The sequence below is a fragment of the Streptomyces sp. NBC_01268 genome (genome assembly GCF_036240795.1).
Lineage (GTDB): Bacteria > Actinomycetota > Actinomycetes > Streptomycetales > Streptomycetaceae > Streptomyces.
Map to the genome: position 1 here is coordinate 4,413,799 of NZ_CP108454.1, position 15,744 is coordinate 4,429,542.

Below are 15,744 nucleotides of genomic sequence, written 5' to 3' on the forward strand. Positions count from 1 at the left end.
CCGCACACCATGAGCAGTGACCAGCACTATCCGTACGAGCCGCAGCCTCAGCCGCAGGGCGGCCAGGACGGTCAGCCGTACGACCCGCACGTCACCCAGACGTGGGAGGGGCAGACCTGGGACACCCAGTACCAGCCGACGGTGCGGCCCCAGCAGCCCCGGCAGCCCGAGCAGCCCGAGCCTCTCGCGTACGAGACGCCCTACCTGCCGCCGCAGGGGCAGGCACACGGCCAGGCGCAGGACCACGGGCAGGGCCAGGGACCGTACGCGTACGAGTACGCGTACACCACGGGCGGGCACCCGCTGCCGCCCGAGAGCCCGGTCGGGTACCCGCCCGCGTACGAGGCGCCCGTGCCCGCGTACGCGGCCGCCCCGGTACCGGACGTGGCCCCGGTCCCGGCCCCGGACGTGGCCCCGGACGTGGCTCCCGCCGGGCCCGAGGGCCCCGCGTACTCCACGCCCACCATGGGCGGCAACGCCCGGGTCACCGATGCCCAGCGGGCCCGCGCCGAGGGGCGTTCGCCGGTCATCGAGCCCGGGATGCAGCCCGCCGCGCTGACCGCCGTCCTCGGCGTCCTGCTCGCCGTCGGCGCCTCCGTCGGCTCGTACGCGCTGCTCGTCCCGCTGCTCCTGCTGCAGGCGGTCACGGCGGCCGGCTGGTTCCGGCTCAACGGCATGTGGCCGGCCCGGCAGGGCATCGCCCTCGCCTTCCTGGGCGGCGTCACCGCCGACGTCGCGCTGCTCGCCGCCGGCCGGGAGAACGCCCCCGCCGCGATCCTGGGCACGCTCGGCGTCTGGGTGCTGCTCACGCTCGTGCTCCAGCTGCGCAGCCACGCCGACCCGGACGAGCGGATGTACGGCCTGATGGCGACGGTCGCCTCGGCGGCCCTCGCGGTCCTGGCCGCCGGGCACCTCGGCGCCGAGCCGGACGCGGTGGTCGTCGGCGGGGTCGCGGTCGCCGCCGCGGTCCTCGCCCGTGCGGTGCCGCTGCCCGGACCGGTCTCCGTGGTCGTCGCGCTGCTCGCGGCGGCCGGCGCCGGCATCGCCGCGGGCGGGTTCACCGGCCTCGGCGCCTCCGGCGCGCTGCTCGGCCTGGCGGCCGGGGTGTGCGCGCTGATCGGACTGCGCGTGGCCAGCTACGACTACCCCTCGCGCTTCGTGCACATGACGGCCGGTGTCGCGCTGCCGCTGACCGCCGCCGCGCCCGCCGTCTACCTGCTGGGACGCGCCCTGGCGTAACCGCCGCCACAGCCCCGTGGGGGAACCACTCGGCCCCCCGACACGTCGATCTTCGTGTCGGGGGGTCGAAGTCGTCCCGGTACGCCTCAGGAGGAAGGAACACCATGCGAGCACTGCGGATTGTGCTGATCCTGGCCGTCGTGCTCGGAGGCGTCCTGGTCGGCGTGGACCGCCTGGCCGTGGCCTACGCGGAGTCGGAGGCGGCCGACCGGGTGCGGCTCGGGGCCGTACGGGCGGAGTCCACCGACGTCGACATCAAGGGCTTCCCGTTCCTGACCCAGGCCGCCGACAAGCGCTTCGACGAGGTCGAGGTGCGGCTGACGGGCGTCCGGGCGACCGCCGGGGGCCACGCGGTGCGGATCGGCGAGCTGACCGCCGACCTGTACGACGTCACCCTGAACGAGAGCTACACGAGCGCCCGCGCGGCCTCCGCCAGCGGCACCGCGCTGATCTCCTACGCGGACCTGGGCGCCGCCTCCGGCCGGGACGTCAAGGTCGCCTACGGCGGCGACGGCAAGCTGAAGGTCACCGGCGGGGTGCACGTCCTCGGCCGCACGCTCACCCGCAGCGTCCTGTCCACGGTGACCCTGCTGGACGGCGACACCCTCCGGGTGCGGGCCGACGCGGTGCCCGGAGAGGGCATCCCGGGCCTTGAGGACCTGGTGCGCGCCCGCACGGACTTCGACCGCCGGATCGAGGGTCTGCCGCAGGGCATGAAGCTGGCGAAGGTGGAGGCCCGGGCGGACGGCCTCGCGGTGTCGGTGACGGGCAAGGACGTCGTCCTGGCGGGCTGAGCCCGCCCCGCCCGCATTGCCCGCTACGCCCCGCATTCCCCCCGTATTCCGCCCGTGGGCGGCCCCTCCCGCGGGCCGGTGATCACATGCTGAGACACCGTTGTCCGATCCGCAGATGGTCAACCGGGGCACGTCACCCCACACGCGTCCGGGCGCCTCGGCGCCCTCTCCCCATCCCACATCCCGGACGATCGTGTCTCAAAATACGACACGCCGGTGACACGGCCGCCTGTCCGTCCCTACGATCGAGGGCATGAAGCGACAGGCGGATCTCACGAAGCGGCGGGCAGTAGACCTGTGCCGCGTCGCCGCCATGCTCTGTCGCTCGGTCTGAGCGGGACGCACTGCTCCCGTATTCCTGAGGCCCTACGGCATGACGTCGGGGCCACCCTGCGCAGCAGCACCACCATCGCCCGCATGCGATGGCGCGTACCCGCACAAACTGCACGAACCGCCGCACACTGCCCCGGAGGAGAACAGCATGGCTCGCAGCGACGTCCTGGTCGACGCCGACTGGGTCGAGGCCCGCCTCGACGACCCGCAGGTCGCTCTCGTCGAGGTCGACGAGGACACCTCGGCCTACGAGAAGAACCACATCCGCAACGCCATCCGGATCGACTGGACCAAGGACCTGCAGGACCCGGTCCGCCGTGACTTCATCGACCAGGAGGGCTTCGAGAAGCTCCTCTCGGCCAAGGGCATCGGCAACGACACCACGGTCGTCCTCTACGGCGGCAACAACAACTGGTTCGCCTCGTACGCCTACTGGTACTTCAAGCTCTACGGCCACCAGGACGTGAAGCTCCTCGACGGCGGCCGCAAGAAGTGGGAGCTCGACTCCCGCGACCTGGTCGACGGCTCCGAGGTCCCGAACCGCCCGGCCACCGAGTACAAGGCCAAGGCCCAGGACTCCTCGATCCGCGCCTTCCGCGACGACGTCGTGGCCGCGATCGGCACCCAGAACCTCGTCGACGTGCGTTCGCCCGACGAGTTCTCCGGCAAGCTGCTCGCCCCGGCCCACCTCCCGCAGGAGCAGTCGCAGCGCCCGGGCCACGTCCCGTCCGCCCGCAACATCCCGTGGTCGAAGAACGCCAACGACGACGGCACCTTCAAGTCGGACGAGGACCTCAAGGCCCTCTACGAGGCCGAGCAGGTCGACCTGGCGAAGGACACCGTCGCCTACTGCCGCATCGGCGAGCGCTCCGCGCTCACCTGGTTCGTCCTGCACGAGCTGCTCGAGGTCCCGAACGTCAAGAACTACGACGGCTCGTGGACCGAGTACGGCTCCCTCGTCGGCGTGCCGATCGAGCTCGGCGCCAACAAGTAACCCTCCCCCGGTACCCCGGACCCCTCGACCGTAAGGATTCCCACCATGTGTGGAGCGCAGCCCGGCGGCCCCGACGCCTCGACGATCAAGCCCGGTGAGACCACCATCCAGGGCTTCGTGACCAAGGACGGCCAGCCCGTCACCGGTTACGTCCGCCTCCTGGACTCGACCGGCGAGTTCACGGCCGAGGTCCCGACCTCCGCCACCGGCCAGTTCCGCTTCTACGCGGCCGAGGGCACCTGGACCGTCCGCGCCCTGGTCCCCGGCGGCACCGCCGACCGCCAGGTCGTGGCCCAGAAGGGCGGCCTCGCGGAGGTCGCGATCGCGGTCTGATCCGCACCACGAACGGCCGGAGGGCCGTGCCTCCTGGGGGGTTGGACGCCATCACCAGGACCTGAGGCACGGCCCTTCGGCTTGCCCTCGGTCGTATTCTGAAGGTGTGTACGCACGGCGTCGGCGCGTCTATTTCTGGATGATGGGTGCCTGCCTGGTCCTGTTCGTGGGCGCCTGGGCAGTCGTGCGCCTGTTCTCGGTCCCCGTGGCCATCGGCATGTGCGTGGTCGCGATGCTCATCCCCCCGGTCGCCGCGATGACGGCCAACCGGAGGGGACCCGAGGACCGCTGGTGGGACGATCCTTCGGGGGACAAGACGTCCGACGAGTGGTGGGACGAGCTGGACGGGAAGAAGAGGAAGGACCCGGACTAGCCGGCCGGGCCGTGTTCCGTCAGTAGACGAGGGCCTGCGTCCCGTCCGCCATCGCCTCCTGGACGAAGACCTGGGCGCCCGCGATGCGGATGCCCTTCAGCACGTCCTCCTCCGTGATGTCCCGGCGGGTCGCGCACTGGGTGCACAGGGTGATGCGGCCGGCCGCCAGGATCGAGTCGATCAGGTCCGGCAGCGGCGCGGCGTGCGGGAGTTCGAACTCGGCCGCGCGGCCCGGCAGCGCGAACCACGAGGACTCGCCGGTCAGCCAGAGCGAGACCTCCACCCCGCTGGCGACGGCGACGGCCGCCACGGTGAAGGCCTGGGAGCAGCGTTCGGGGGCGTCGGCCCCGGCGGTCACCTTGATCACGAGCTTCTTCGCCATACGCCGAACTGTAATGCGGGGTTCCACGGAGCGGGCCGAACCGGTGCGGGACGTGCGGTCTGCCCGACAGGCCCACCTCACCGAGAGGGCCGGGCCCCCGCCCACTAAGCTGGGGTCCGGCCCGTTCCGCCTTCACCGCTCATTCGAGGAGCACCAAGTGATCGTTTTCTTCGAAGTCCTGCTGGCGCTCGTCTGCGTTGCGGTCCTCGCCTTCGCCGGGCTGACCGTGAAGAAGCTGTACCAGGGCCAGCGCTAACCACTCCTTCACAGATCGCCTGAGCTGCTCATGATCGAGATTCCGTCCGACCTCAACCCGGGCCTCGTCCCCCTCGCGTTCCTCCTCGGTACGTGGGAGGGCGCGGGCGTCTCCGACTTCCCCGGCGCCGAGAAGTGCAACTTCGGCCAGTCCGTGACGTTCAGCCACGACGGCCGTGACTTCCTCGAGTACCACTCGCACTCCTGGGTCCTGGACGCGGACGGCAACAAGGTCCGCCCGCTGGAGAGCGAGAGCGGGTACTGGCGCATCGACAAGGACCGCAAGGTCGAGATCGTCATGGTCCGTGACCAGGGCATCGTCGAGGTCTGGTACGGCGAGCTCGCCGACCAGAAGCCGCAGATCGACATCGCGACCGACGCCGTCGCACGGACCGCCGCCTCCGGCCCGTACAGCGGTGGCAAGCGTCTGTACGGCTACGTGAAGAGCGACCTCATGTGGGTGGGCGAGAAGGCCACCCCCGAGGTCCCGCTGCGGCCGTACATGTCGGCGCACCTGAAGAAGGTCGTCACCCCCGAGGAGGTCGCCGAGATGGCGCGCAACCTCCCCGACATGCCCGACGACGGCATCGCCTTCTTCAAGTAGGACGCAAGTCGACCCGACGGGGCCGTGCCGTGGTGTGCCGCGCCCTCCTACACTGGGGGGCGTGGTGAGCACCGACTGGAAGAGCGACCTGAGGCAGCGCGGCTACCGGCTGACGCCCCAGCGCCAGCTTGTCCTGGAGGCCGTGGACGTGCTGGAGCACGCGACCCCGGACGACATCCTCGTCGAGGTCCGCAAGACGGCCTCCGGCGTCAACATCTCCACCGTCTACCGGACCCTGGAGCTCCTGGAGGAGCTCGGTCTGGTCAGCCACGCCCATCTGGGGCACGGCGCGCCGACCTACCACCTGGCCGACCGGCACCACCATCTGCACCTGGTCTGCCGGGACTGCACCGAGGTCATCGAGGCCGACGTCGAGGTGGCCGCCGACTTCACCGCGAAGCTGCGCGACACCTTCGGTTTCACCACCGACATGAAACACTTCGCGATCTTCGGGCGGTGCGAGGACTGCACCCGGAAGGCCGCCGACGCCGAGTCGTAGTCTTGGGGCATGAAGAGCCCCCTGCTGTCCCTGCCCGGCGCCGTCCCCGCCGAGGGCCGTGACGAAGGAGTCGCCGCGCACTACGGCGACCTGTTCCGCGAGCAGCGGACCCTCGCCGACGGCACCGGTTTCGTCGACCTCTCCCACCACGGCGTCATCACCGTCACGGGTGACGACCGGCTGAGCTGGCTGCACCTGCTGCTCACCCAGCACGTCAGCGACCTGCCGCCCGGCCAGGCCACCGAGGCGCTGATCCTCTCCGCGAACGGGCACATCGAGCACGCCCTCTACCTCGTCGACGACGGCGAGACGGTCTGGGCGCACGTCGAGCCCGGCACCCGCGCCGAGCTCGTCGCCTACCTGGAGTCGATGAAGTTCTTCTACCGGGTCGAGGTCGCCGACCGCACCGAGGACTTCGCCGTCGTCCACCTTCCCGCCGGTTCCATCGCCCCGCTGCCCGAGGGCGCGGCCGTGCGCGAGACGGCGTACGGGCGGGACGTGTTCCTGCCCCGTGCCGACCTGGAGGCCTTCGCCGGCTCCCACGGTCCGGCCGCCGGCATCCTCGCGTACGAGGCGCTGCGGGTCGAGGCCCACCGGCCGCGGCTCGGCTTCGAGACCGACCACCGCACCATTCCGCACGAGCTCGGCCTGATCGGCAGCGCCGTCCACCTCCAGAAGGGCTGCTACCGCGGCCAGGAGACCGTCGCCCGCGTGCAGAACCTGGGCAAGCCGCCGCGCCGCCTGGTCTTCCTGCACCTGGACGGCAGCGAGGTGCTCCTGCCGGGGCACGGCACCCCGGTCCGGCTCGCCGCGGACGGCGAGGAGGGCCGCCAGCTGGGCTTCGTCACCAGCTCGGCGCGCCATCACGAGCTGGGGCCGATCGCGCTGGCCCTGGTGAAGCGGAACGTGCCGGTGGACGCGGATCTCGTCGTGGGGACGACCGCCGCGGCGCAGGAGACGGTCGTCGAGCCGTAGGCGCCGGAGCCGCGAGCCCCGTCAGACCTCGATCAGCACGGTGAACGGGCCCTGGTTCGTGAGCGACACGCGCATGTCCGCTCCGAACCTGCCCGTCTCCACCGTGGCGCCCAGTTCCCGCAGCCGGGCCACCACCTCGTCGACGAGGGGTTCGGCGACCGGGCCGGGCGCCGCCGCGTTCCAGGTGGGGCGGCGGCCCTTGCGGGCGTCCCCGTACAGGGTGAACTGCGAGATGACGAGCAGCGGCGCGTTCACGTCGGAGCAGGACTTCTCGTCCTCCAGTACCCGGACGGACCAGAGCTTTCTGGCCAATTGCGCCGCCTTCTCGGGGGTGTCGTCATGGGTCACCCCGACCAGGACGCACAGCCCCTCGCCGACGATCTCTCCGACGGTCTCCCCTGCGACGACGACGTTCGCGCCGTCCACCCTCTGCACCACTGCTCGCATGCGCACCAACCTACCGATCGTCCCGGCGGCCGAAGGATCGAGGGCCGAACGGGTGCAGACCGCCTGCGTCGGCCGGGTCCCGAGTGGCACCATGCGTGTCAGGCGGTGCGGTTCCGCACCGGTCGAGGGGACGAATCTCATGAGTGCACCTGGCACCGGGCACACGCCGTCCGGTCCCGTTCCGCTGGTCCGAACCGACGGCGCCGTCGGGCGCCCGCCCGTGCAGCGGAGCGCCGAGCCCGACCTGCCGGAGCGGCCGGACGGCGATCTCGGCGCGCTGCGGCTGCCCGAGCTGCGGGCGCTGCGCCGCGACGCGCAGGGCGACGAGGCGGATCTGAGCTACGTACGGCGGATGCTGCAGGGCCGGATCGACATCCTGCGGGCCGAGCTGGCGCGGCGCAGCGACCCCGAGGCGCCGGTCCTGGACCGGCTCTCGGAGATCCTGGCCGACGCGCCGTCGCGGCGCGGGGCGGCCGCCCGGTCGGCGCGGCACGTGACGCTGTCGACGCCGCGCAGCGAGGAGTACCGGCGGCTCGCGGCCGAGATGCTGTCCGAGGTCGAGCTCTCCGACCTGTCCGCCCGTACGGACGCCGAGCTGCACACCGCGATGGGGCGGCTCGCCGGGTACGAGCAGCAGGTGTCCCGGCGCCGGTACGACCTCCAGCGGACCGCCGACGACTGCAGCGCGGAGATCGCCCGCCGCTACCGGGAGGGCGAGGCGCAGGTCGACGACCTGCTGGCCTGAGCGGTCCGCGGGGCAGTCCGCACAGCGGCCCGCGGGCAGCGCGCACAGCGCTCCGCGGGGCAGTGCGTACCGCGCTCCGCTGCGCGGTCGAGGCGTCGTCGCGGGCGCGGAAAACCCGGGTGCGGGGCGTCTTCGGCGGCGCATAGGTTGGCCGGATGAGCCTTGAGGTGCGCGCGATCGACGAGTCCGAGTTCGCCCAGTGGCTGCGGACCCTCCGCGTGGGTTTCCTGCGGACACCCGTCGTCGCGGACGGCGAGGTCGTGGACCGGCTTCCGCACACCGACCTCTCCCGCACCTTCGGCGCCTTCGACCGGGGCCGGATGGTCGCCACCTTCCAGTCCTTCGACCAGGAACTGAGCACGGTCGGCGGGGCGAACCTGGCGGCGGACGCCGTCAGCGGCGTCACCGTCTCCCCGACCCACCGCAGGCGCGGGCTGCTCAGCCGCATGATGAAGGACGACCTGGCGGCGGCGAAGGAGCGCGGCGACGCGTGCGCGACGCTGATCGCCGCCGAGTACCCGATCTACGGGCGGTTCGGCTTCGGCCCGGCCTCCTGGACGACCGAGTGGTCCGTCGACGTGACCCGGGCCGGGTTCGACCTCCACCGGCCCGGCTCCGACGGCGACGACGGCGGGCGGATCGACCTGACCGACGGCGCCGAGATCCGCGCGGAGGGCCCCGCCCTGCACCGCCGGATGGCGACGGGGCGCGCCGGCATCACCGCGCGCAGGCCCCGGAACTGGGACGTCGGCACCGGCAACTCCTTCCACCACAGGCCGTGGACCGAGCCGTTCTACGCGATGTACCGCTCGGGGGCGGGCGAGGTCGAGGGGTACGTGGCGTACACCGCCGACGACAAGTGGACCGACGGCAACCAGCCGGTGCAGACGGCGACCGTGCGCGATCTGGTCGCGGTCACCCCGGCCGCCGAGCGGGCGCTGTGGCGGTACGTGTGCTCGATCGACTGGATCACCTCCGTGCGGTCCGGCAGCCGCGCCCCCGACGCCCTGCTGCCGCTGCTGCTGCCGGATCCGCGCGCGGCGCGGGTGGTGACGCACACCGACATGCTGTGGCTGCGGATCCTGGACGTGCCGAAGGTGCTGGAGCCGCGCACGTACGCGGCCGAGGGCACCCTCGTCCTCGACGTGCGGGACGCGGCGGGCCTCGCGGGCGGGCGCTACCGGCTCGACACCTCGCCGGAGCCGGGCGGCTCCTCCTGCGTGCCGACCGACGCCGCGCCGGACCTGGTCCTGGACGTGGCGGAGCTCGCCCGGCTGGCGCTCGGCGACGAGTCGGTGCTGCGGCTCGCGGCGCTCGGCCGGGTCGAGGAGGCCGCGGCGGGGGCGGCGGTCCGGGCGGACCTGCTGCTGCGGGCCGCGCGGCGGGCGTGGACGATGGACATCTTCTGATTCTGGTCTCTGTTCGTCGGTCGTGTGGGTGAGAGGTGGCGGGGCTGCGTGAGTGGGCTGCGTGAGCGGAAGAAGGAGCGGACGCGGCAGACGCTCTCGGACATCGCCGTCGCGCTCTTCCTGGAGAAGGGCTTCGACGCGGTGTCCGTCGCCGAGATCGCCGCGGCGGCCGAGGTCTCCAAGCCGACGCTCTTCCGCTACTTCCCGGCCAAGGAGGACCTGGTCCTGCACCGGTTCGCGGACCACGAGGACGAGCCGGCCCGGGTCGTCGCCGCCGCCCGCGAGGCGGGTACGGCGCCGCTCGACGCGCTGCGCGACCACGTCCTGGCGGGCCTGGAGCGGCGCGATCCGGTGACGGGTCTCAACGACGACCCGCGGGTCCTGGCCTTCCTGCGCCTGCTGTACGGCACGCCGGCGCTGGTGGCCCGGATGCACGCGTACCAGGGGCGCTCGGAGGAGCTGCTGGCCGGCGCGCTGGGCGGGGACGACCCGCTGGCGGCGCGGCTGGCGGCGGCGCAGGTGGTGGCGGTGCTGCGGGTGCTCGCGGAGGAGAACGTACGGCGGATCACGGCGGGGGAGCGGGTAGAGGAGGTGCTGCCGGCGGCGGTGGCGGCGACGCGGCTGGCGTTCGGGAGGCTGGGGGCGGGGCTGCCGTACTGAGTCCCGCCGGGTTCACGGGGCGGCGGGCCTTCCGGCCGGCTGCTCCGGCTGACGAACATGACCGATAAAAAAATGTAACCGAGTAACGTTTTCTGGGTACCCTGGACCCATGAAGCCGCTCGACCGTGAACTCCTGAACGAACGCGGCCACCACGAGACCTGCCGCGCCGCCCTCGCCCGGATGACCGAGGACGTCGAGGAACAGGTCGTCACCGGTGAGGACACCGCCGCCTCCGGCGCCGACGCCGAAGCCCTCGGCTACCACCTGCGCAGCCGCGCCAAGGTCTTCCGCGAGCAGCCGCCCGGCCCGCTCTTCTTCGGCCGCCTCGACCGCGAGGACGGCCAGGTGCACCACATCGGCCGGCGCCGCGTCGCCGAGCACCCGGCCGCCCCGCCGCTCGTCGTCGACTGGCGGGCGCCCGTCTCCCGCGCCTACTACCAGGCCGGGCCCCAGGACCCGCAGGGCGTCGTCCGGCGGCGCCGGTTCGGCTGGGCGCCGAACAGCAGGGGCGCCTCCGAGGACCTGACCGCCCTGGAGGACGAGCGGCTGACCGACGGCGAGTCCGGGACCGGCGCGATCCTCACCGGCGAGATCGAACGCCCCCGCGTCGGCCCCATGCGGGACATCGCCGCCACCCTCCAGCCCGAGCAGGACGACCTCGTACGCTCCGGCCCCGGCGAATCGGTCTGCGTGCAGGGCGCCCCCGGCACCGGCAAGACCGCCGTCGGCCTGCACCGCGCCGCCTACCTCCTCTACAGCCACCCGCAGCGCCTCAAGCGCTCCGGACTCCTCGTCCTCGGCCCCAACCGCACCTTCCTCTCCTACATCTCCGAGGTGCTGCCCGCGCTCGGCGAGACCGGGGTGCGCCAGTCCACCGTCGGGGAGGAGCTCGCGCGCCACGAGGTCCGCGCCGAGGACGGCGAGGCCGCGGCCCGGGTCAAGCACGACGCCCGCATGGCCGAGGTGCTGCGCGGGGCGCTGTACGCGCGGGTCGACCCGGCCGCCGCCGGAGAGCTCGCCGTGCCGGACGGCTCGTACCACTGGCGGCTGCCGGCCGCCGAGATCGCCGCGATCGTGACGGCGGTACGGGAGGAGACCCCGCCCTACGCCACGGGCCGCGAACGGGTCCGCGCCCGCATCGTCCGGGCCCTCCAGCTGCGGGCGGAACGCCGGGCCGGGGTGCTCGGGGCCGCCTGGACCCGCCGGATGGAGCGGGCCCGGCCGGTGACGGCGGTCCTCGACGCGTGCTGGCCGAAGGTGACGCCGGAGGAGGTCCTGGCGGCGTTCCTCACGGACCCGGCCGCGGATCCCGCCGATCGCGTCGGTCCCGCTGACCCTGCCGATCGCGTACCTCGTCCGCTGCTCACGGAGGAGGAGCGGGACGCGGTCCGCTGGGCGAAGCCCCCGCGCTCGTACCGCAGCGCCCGCTGGAGCGCCGCCGACCTCGTCCTCCTCGACGAGCTGGCCGGACTGATCGAGCGGACCGAGGGGTACGCGCACATCGTCGTCGACGAGGCGCAGGACCTCTCGCCCATGGAGTGCCGGGCCGTCGGGCGCCGTGCGGACTTCGGCTCCCTGACCGTCCTCGGCGACCTGGCCCAGGGCACCACGCCGTGGGCGGCGCGCGACTGGCGCGAGCAACTGGCCCACCTGGGCAAGCCCGACGCCGAGGTGGTGCCGCTCACCACCGGCTACCGCGTCCCGGCGGCCGTCGTCGAGCTCGCCAACCGGCTCCTGCCGGCCCTGGACACGGACGTCCCGCCGGGGCGCTCGCTGCGCGCGGGCGGCACGGTGGCGGTCCGCCGGGTGGCCGATCTCGGGGAGGGGGTGGCCGAGGCCGTCCGGCTGGCGCTGAGGGAGGAGGGTTCGGTGGGGGTCATCGCGCCGGACGAACTGGTGGGGGCCTTGCGGGAGTACGGGACCGGGGCGGGGGCCTGGTCCGGGGACCGGGTCTCCCTCGTCCCCGCCACCCTCGCCAAGGGCCTTGAGTACGACCACGTCGTCGTCGCCGAGCCCGCCGCGATCGTGGCGGCCGAACCGCGGGGGCTGCACCGGCTGTACGTGGTCCTCACGCGGGCGGTGTCGCGGCTGGACCTGGTGCACCGGGAGCCGCTGCCGGAGCCTTTGGGCCGTGGCGGGCGGTGAGTTCGGCCGCCGGTGCGGGCGACGGGCCGGCCGGCGCTCACGCCGCCATGGTCAGCTCCTTCCGGGCGGACCCGGGCGTGCGGAGCAGGGCGAGGGCGAGACCGAAGGCGGCGACGAGCAGTCCCGCGCCGACGGTGAAGGCGAGGTGGTAGCCGCCGGTGAGGGCTTCGGCGGTGGGGCGGCCCGCGGCGGTGAGGGACTCGGTGCGGGCGGCGGCGAGGGTGGAGAGGACGGCGATGCCGAGGGCCATGCCGATCTGCTGGGTGGTGTTGAAGAGGCCGGAGGCGAGGCCGGCGTCGGCCTCCTTGGCGCCGGACATGCCGAGCGCCGTCAGCGCGGGCATCGCGAGCCCGAACCCGGCGCCGAGGAGCATCACGGGCAGCAGGTCGACGGGGTACGAGGCGTGGACCGGGAGGCGGGCGAGGAGGACGAGCATGCCGATGAGCAGGACGATGCCGGTGAGCAGGATGTTCCGCTCGCCGAAGCGGGCGATGAGGCGGGCCGAGAGGCCGAGGGAGACGGTGCCGATGACGACGGCGGCGGGCAGCATGCCGAGGCCGGTCCCGGCGGCGCTGTAGCCGAGGACCTTCTGCATGTGGAGCGCGACCAGGACCTGGAAGGAGAAGAGGGCGGCGACCATCAGCATCTGGACGAGGTTGGCGCCGGCGACGCTGCGGGAGCGCAGGACGCGCAGCGGCATCAGGGGGTCGGCGGCGGTGGCCTGGCGCACGAGGAAGCCGGCGAGGAGGGCGAGGGCGAGGGCGCCGAGGCCGAGGGTGTGGGCGGAGCCGGCCCCGTATTCCTCGATCTTCACGACCGCGTAGATGCCGGTCATGAGGCCGGAGGTGACGAGGAGGGCGCCGAGGAGGTCGGCGCGGCCGCGGGTGGCGGCGGGGCGGTCGGCGGGCAGGGCGGGGAGGGCGGTGAGGAGGGCGGCGAGGCCGATCGGGAGGTTGATGAAGAAGATCCAGTTCCAGGCGAGGGCGTCGGTGAGGACGCCGCCGAGGACCTGGCCGATGGAGGCGCCGGCCGCGCCGGTGAAGCTGAACACGGCGAAGGCCTTGGCGCGTTCGCGGGGTGCGGTGAAGAGGGTGACGAGGATGCCGAGGCTGACGGCGGAGGCCATCGCGCTGCCGACGCCCTGGAGGAAGCGGGCGGCGATCAGGACGCCGGGGGAGGCGGCGAAGCCGGCGAGCACGGAGGCGGCGGTGAAGAGCGCGGTGCCGGCGAGGAACATGCGCTTGCGGCCGAGCAGGTCGCCGAGGCGTCCGGCGAGGAGGAGCAGGGCGCCGAAGGCGATGAGGTAGGCGTTGACGATCCAGCTGAGGCCGGCGGGGGAGAAGCCGAGGTCGTCCTGGATGGCGGGCATGGCGACGGTGACGATGCTGCCGTCGAGGATCGTCATCAGCATGCTCGTGGCGAGGACGCCGAGGGCGGTCCAGCGTGAGGTGGGCATGACGGTGTCTCCCTTTCGGGTGGGGCGGGGCGGGGAGTGTCGACAGAAAGAACGCTAACAGATAGTTCCGTTGCAGACTATCTATCTCGGTCGGGCTCCTGGGTACCCTGGGCGCATGACCTCCATGGCGCCCGCCCGCACCGAGCCGGACCTCTCCTACCTCCTGGACCACACCAGTCATGTCCTGCGCACGCGGATGGCCGCGCGGCTCGGCGAGATCGGGCTGACCGCGCGCATGCACTGCGTGCTGGTCCACGCGCTGGAGGAGGAGCGCACGCAGGCGCAGCTCGCCGAGATCGGCGACATGGACAAGACGACGATGGTGGTCACCGTCGACGCCCTGGAGAAGGCCGGCCTCGCCGAACGCCATCCGTCCAGCACGGACCGGCGCGCCCGCGTCATCGCGGTCACCGAGAAGGGTGCGCGGGTCGCCCGCGAGAGCCAGCGCATCGTCGACTCGGTCCACGAGGACGCCCTGGCCTCCCTCCCCGCCCAGGCCCGCGAAGCCCTCCTTCACGCCCTCGGCCTCCTGGCCGCCGGCCACCTGGAGACCCCGACCGAGGGCCCGCACGCCGCGCGGCGTGCGCGGCAGGCGACGTGACGGGGGTGGTGGCCGCCGTCCCGGGGTGCTGTGACGGAACTATTGCAAGCGCCTGCTTGCAATAGTTAGCGCGGGCTGGCAGGGTCGGGGGCATGGCATCGCTCAACGTCGGCAATCTTGGTGAGTACCTCCGTGAACAGCGGCGCACCGCGCAGCTGTCGCTGCGGCAGCTCGCCGAGGCCGCGGGCGTGTCGAATCCGTATCTGAGTCAGATCGAGCGAGGGCTGCGCAAGCCCAGCGCCGAGGTGCTGCAGCAGGTCGCCAAGGCGCTGCGGATCTCCGCCGAGACGCTGTACGTGCGGGCCGGGATCCTCGACGAGAAGGAGCGGGACGAGCTGGAGACGCGCGCCGTCATCCTGGCCGATCCCTCGATCAACGAGCGGCAGAAGCAGGTGCTGCTGCAGATCTACGACTCCTTCCGCAAGGAGAACGCCGCCGAGGCCGCGCAGGCAGCCGAGCAGCAGGCGCAGCAGCCGCCGCAGCCCACCGAGACGTAAACCTCCGGGAGGACCACGACCATGGCCATCATCGACGAACTCCGTACCCCCCTCTACTTCGCCGCCGGCACCGCCGACCTCGCCGTCCAGCAGGCCAAGAAGGTGCCCGGCCTGATCGAGCAGATCGCCGCCGAGGCCCCCTCGCGGATCGAGGCCGTCAAGAAGACGGACCCGAAGGCGGTGCAGGAGAAGGCGCAGGCGAAGTTCACCGAGTTCGTGGGCGGCTTCGACACCGACCTGAAGAAGCTGGGCGAGCAGGCCCAGGACCTGGCCCTGCGCGGGGTCGGCGTCGCCGCCGAGTACGCGGTCAAGGCGCGCGAGAAGTACGAGGAGCTCGCCGCGCACGGCGAGGAGGCCGTGAAGGCCTGGCGCGGCGAGGCCGCCGAGGAGATCGTCGAGATCGCCGTGGTCGTCGAGCCCGATTCCGAGCCGGCGAAGGCGGAGGCCGTCGAGGAGCCCGCCGTGCCCAAGCCCGCGCGCAAGACCAGTGCCCGCAAGGCGCCCGCCAAGAAGGCCGTGGCCGCCGAAGGGGCCGAGTAGCAGCAGGGCCGGGCACTAATCCCCGTGTCCCGCGCGTTGTAGCGGGTACGTTGGCCGCGAGGCGCTCTTTCCACTCACCTAGGCGGTGCACAGCATGTTGCGCGACGGATTCGACTCGATTCTGTGGCTGGTGGTCGGGCTGGTCTTCATCGGCTTCGCCGTCGCCGCCCTCGTGTTCGCCGCCATGGCGCGCGAGGACGCCTACCGCGCGGCGGAGAAGCAGACCAAGAAGTTCTGGCTGATCCTGCTGGGCATCAACCTCGTCGTGAACCTGCTGCTGCAGATGCTGTTCCTCCAGATCGCCGGGCTCATCGCCGCCATCGTCTTCATGGTCGACGTGCGCCCCGCGCTCCGCGCGGTCTCCGGCGGCGGCGGTGGCCGGCGCGGCGGCGGCTCCAGCAGCGACGGGCCGTACGGGCCGTACAACGGCGGGCGCTGACCCCTAGGGCGACGACCCCGGGG

At 72.8% G+C, this 15,744-nt stretch carries 20 protein-coding genes; 17 read left to right on the forward strand and 3 right to left on the reverse strand.

All coding sequences use genetic code 11. The features are described from left to right. Nucleotides 1–9: 9 nt before the first annotated feature. From OG309_RS19695 to OG309_RS19715, 6 genes are all read left to right on the forward strand, one after another. Entirely contained in the window at nt 10–1,239 is a 1,230-nt protein-coding gene (locus tag OG309_RS19695) for a hypothetical protein (protein WP_329422595.1), read from the forward strand. A 104-nt stretch (nt 1,240–1,343) separates the two neighbouring features. Continuing rightward, the gene (locus OG309_RS19700) at nt 1,344–2,033 is read left to right on the forward strand and encodes an LmeA family phospholipid-binding protein (protein WP_329422597.1); all 690 of its coding nucleotides are present in this window, start codon (nt 1,344–1,346) and stop codon (nt 2,031–2,033) included. 253 nt (nt 2,034–2,286) lie between these two features. Then, entirely contained in the window at nt 2,287–2,367 is an 81-nt protein-coding gene (locus OG309_RS38160) for a putative leader peptide (protein ID WP_350497993.1), read from the forward strand. Between the two features lie 147 nt (nt 2,368–2,514). Next, nucleotides 2,515–3,360, forward strand: coding sequence for a sulfurtransferase (locus OG309_RS19705; RefSeq protein WP_329422598.1), 846 nt, complete (start codon nt 2,515–2,517; stop codon nt 3,358–3,360). A 45-nt stretch (nt 3,361–3,405) separates the two neighbouring features. After that, the gene (locus OG309_RS19710; RefSeq protein ID WP_046908577.1) at nt 3,406–3,693 is read left to right on the forward strand and encodes a DUF1416 domain-containing protein; all 288 of its coding nucleotides are present in this window, start codon (nt 3,406–3,408) and stop codon (nt 3,691–3,693) included. A 61-nt stretch (nt 3,694–3,754) separates the two neighbouring features. Continuing rightward, nucleotides 3,755–4,066 (forward strand): DUF3099 domain-containing protein, encoded by a 312-nt coding sequence (locus tag OG309_RS19715; protein WP_329428447.1) that lies wholly within the window; start codon nt 3,755–3,757, stop codon nt 4,064–4,066. Nucleotides 4,067–4,085: 19 nt separating this feature from the next. On the opposite strand, the gene OG309_RS19720 is transcribed toward OG309_RS19715, so the two are convergent. Further along, nucleotides 4,086–4,448, reverse strand: a complete 363-nt coding sequence (locus tag OG309_RS19720) for a DsrE family protein (RefSeq protein WP_329422599.1) — start codon at nt 4,446–4,448, stop codon at nt 4,086–4,088. Nucleotides 4,449–4,734: 286 nt separating this feature from the next. Here OG309_RS19720 and OG309_RS19725 point away from each other — a divergent pair, with 286 nt between their 5' ends. The 3 genes from OG309_RS19725 (at nt 4,735) to ygfZ (ending at nt 6,781) form a co-directional block, all read left to right on the forward strand. Beyond that, nucleotides 4,735–5,307, forward strand: a complete 573-nt coding sequence (locus tag OG309_RS19725) for an FABP family protein (RefSeq protein WP_329422601.1) — start codon at nt 4,735–4,737, stop codon at nt 5,305–5,307. A gap of 61 nt (nt 5,308–5,368) precedes the next feature. Then, the gene (locus OG309_RS19730) at nt 5,369–5,806 is read left to right on the forward strand and encodes a Fur family transcriptional regulator (protein WP_329422603.1); all 438 of its coding nucleotides are present in this window, start codon (nt 5,369–5,371) and stop codon (nt 5,804–5,806) included. Nucleotides 5,807–5,815: 9 nt separating this feature from the next. After that, the gene (gene ygfZ, locus OG309_RS19735; protein ID WP_329422604.1) at nt 5,816–6,781 is read left to right on the forward strand and encodes a CAF17-like 4Fe-4S cluster assembly/insertion protein YgfZ; all 966 of its coding nucleotides are present in this window, start codon (nt 5,816–5,818) and stop codon (nt 6,779–6,781) included. Nucleotides 6,782–6,802: 21 nt separating this feature from the next. Here the strand turns inward: ygfZ and dtd are convergent, their stop codons facing one another. Further along, on the reverse strand, nt 6,803–7,228 hold the full coding sequence (dtd, locus tag OG309_RS19740) for a D-aminoacyl-tRNA deacylase (RefSeq protein WP_329422605.1): 426 nt from the start codon (nt 7,226–7,228) through the stop codon (nt 6,803–6,805). Nucleotides 7,229–7,367: 139 nt separating this feature from the next. On the opposite strand from dtd, the gene OG309_RS19745 reads away from it, so the two are divergent. The 4 genes from OG309_RS19745 to OG309_RS19760 all read left to right on the forward strand — a co-directional run bounded on the left by OG309_RS19745 (nt 7,368) and on the right by OG309_RS19760 (nt 12,188). Further along, nucleotides 7,368–7,973 carry an RsiG family protein gene (locus OG309_RS19745; protein WP_329422607.1) on the forward strand — a complete coding sequence of 202 codons (606 nt, stop codon included), beginning with the start codon at nt 7,368–7,370 and terminating at the stop codon, nt 7,971–7,973. 155 nt (nt 7,974–8,128) lie between these two features. Then, nucleotides 8,129–9,382, forward strand: coding sequence for a GNAT family N-acetyltransferase (locus tag OG309_RS19750; RefSeq protein WP_329422609.1), 1,254 nt, complete (start codon nt 8,129–8,131; stop codon nt 9,380–9,382). Nucleotides 9,383–9,406: 24 nt separating this feature from the next. Beyond that, nucleotides 9,407–10,042 (forward strand): TetR/AcrR family transcriptional regulator, encoded by a 636-nt coding sequence (locus OG309_RS19755; RefSeq protein WP_402544557.1) that lies wholly within the window; start codon nt 9,407–9,409, stop codon nt 10,040–10,042. 109 nt (nt 10,043–10,151) lie between these two features. Further along, on the forward strand, nt 10,152–12,188 hold the full coding sequence (locus tag OG309_RS19760; RefSeq protein WP_329422612.1) for a HelD family protein: 2,037 nt from the start codon (nt 10,152–10,154) through the stop codon (nt 12,186–12,188). Between the two features lie 37 nt (nt 12,189–12,225). Here OG309_RS19760 and OG309_RS19765 read toward each other — a convergent pair whose 3' ends face one another. Continuing rightward, complete coding sequence (locus tag OG309_RS19765) at nt 12,226–13,644, reverse strand: MFS transporter (RefSeq protein WP_329422614.1); 1,419 nt, start codon at nt 13,642–13,644, stop codon at nt 12,226–12,228. A 115-nt stretch (nt 13,645–13,759) separates the two neighbouring features. Between OG309_RS19765 and OG309_RS19770 the strand changes: the two genes are divergently transcribed. The 4 genes from OG309_RS19770 to OG309_RS19785 all read left to right on the forward strand — a co-directional run bounded on the left by OG309_RS19770 (nt 13,760) and on the right by OG309_RS19785 (nt 15,721). Beyond that, complete coding sequence (locus OG309_RS19770) at nt 13,760–14,245, forward strand: MarR family winged helix-turn-helix transcriptional regulator (protein WP_329422616.1); 486 nt, start codon at nt 13,760–13,762, stop codon at nt 14,243–14,245. Nucleotides 14,246–14,337: 92 nt separating this feature from the next. Further along, nucleotides 14,338–14,742, forward strand: a complete 405-nt coding sequence (locus OG309_RS19775; protein ID WP_329422617.1) for a helix-turn-helix domain-containing protein — start codon at nt 14,338–14,340, stop codon at nt 14,740–14,742. Nucleotides 14,743–14,763: 21 nt separating this feature from the next. Next, nucleotides 14,764–15,282, forward strand: a complete 519-nt coding sequence (locus tag OG309_RS19780; RefSeq protein ID WP_329422618.1) for a hypothetical protein — start codon at nt 14,764–14,766, stop codon at nt 15,280–15,282. A gap of 94 nt (nt 15,283–15,376) precedes the next feature. Then, the gene (locus OG309_RS19785; RefSeq protein ID WP_329422620.1) at nt 15,377–15,721 is read left to right on the forward strand and encodes a DUF2516 family protein; all 345 of its coding nucleotides are present in this window, start codon (nt 15,377–15,379) and stop codon (nt 15,719–15,721) included. Nucleotides 15,722–15,744: the final 23 nt, after the last annotated feature.

Coding starts and splice junctions, on each gene's coding strand:
- OG309_RS19695 (WP_329422595.1), top strand. CDS start 10: ATGAGCAGTGACCAGCACTATCCGTACGAGCCGCAGCCTCAGCCGCAG.
- OG309_RS19700 (WP_329422597.1), top strand. CDS start 1,344: ATGCGAGCACTGCGGATTGTGCTGATCCTGGCCGTCGTGCTCGGAGGC.
- OG309_RS38160 (WP_350497993.1), top strand. CDS start 2,287: ATGAAGCGACAGGCGGATCTCACGAAGCGGCGGGCAGTAGACCTGTGC.
- OG309_RS19705 (WP_329422598.1), top strand. CDS start 2,515: ATGGCTCGCAGCGACGTCCTGGTCGACGCCGACTGGGTCGAGGCCCGC.
- OG309_RS19710 (WP_046908577.1), top strand. CDS start 3,406: ATGTGTGGAGCGCAGCCCGGCGGCCCCGACGCCTCGACGATCAAGCCC.
- OG309_RS19720 (WP_329422599.1), bottom strand. CDS start 4,448: ATGGCGAAGAAGCTCGTGATCAAGGTGACCGCCGGGGCCGACGCCCCC.
- OG309_RS19725 (WP_329422601.1), top strand. CDS start 4,735: ATGATCGAGATTCCGTCCGACCTCAACCCGGGCCTCGTCCCCCTCGCG.
- ygfZ (WP_329422604.1), top strand. CDS start 5,816: ATGAAGAGCCCCCTGCTGTCCCTGCCCGGCGCCGTCCCCGCCGAGGGC.
- dtd (WP_329422605.1), bottom strand. CDS start 7,228: ATGCGAGCAGTGGTGCAGAGGGTGGACGGCGCGAACGTCGTCGTCGCA.
- OG309_RS19745 (WP_329422607.1), top strand. CDS start 7,368: ATGAGTGCACCTGGCACCGGGCACACGCCGTCCGGTCCCGTTCCGCTG.
- OG309_RS19750 (WP_329422609.1), top strand. CDS start 8,129: ATGAGCCTTGAGGTGCGCGCGATCGACGAGTCCGAGTTCGCCCAGTGG.
- OG309_RS19760 (WP_329422612.1), top strand. CDS start 10,152: ATGAAGCCGCTCGACCGTGAACTCCTGAACGAACGCGGCCACCACGAG.
- OG309_RS19765 (WP_329422614.1), bottom strand. CDS start 13,644: ATGCCCACCTCACGCTGGACCGCCCTCGGCGTCCTCGCCACGAGCATG.
- OG309_RS19770 (WP_329422616.1), top strand. CDS start 13,760: ATGACCTCCATGGCGCCCGCCCGCACCGAGCCGGACCTCTCCTACCTC.
- OG309_RS19775 (WP_329422617.1), top strand. CDS start 14,338: ATGGCATCGCTCAACGTCGGCAATCTTGGTGAGTACCTCCGTGAACAG.
- OG309_RS19780 (WP_329422618.1), top strand. CDS start 14,764: ATGGCCATCATCGACGAACTCCGTACCCCCCTCTACTTCGCCGCCGGC.
- OG309_RS19785 (WP_329422620.1), top strand. CDS start 15,377: ATGTTGCGCGACGGATTCGACTCGATTCTGTGGCTGGTGGTCGGGCTG.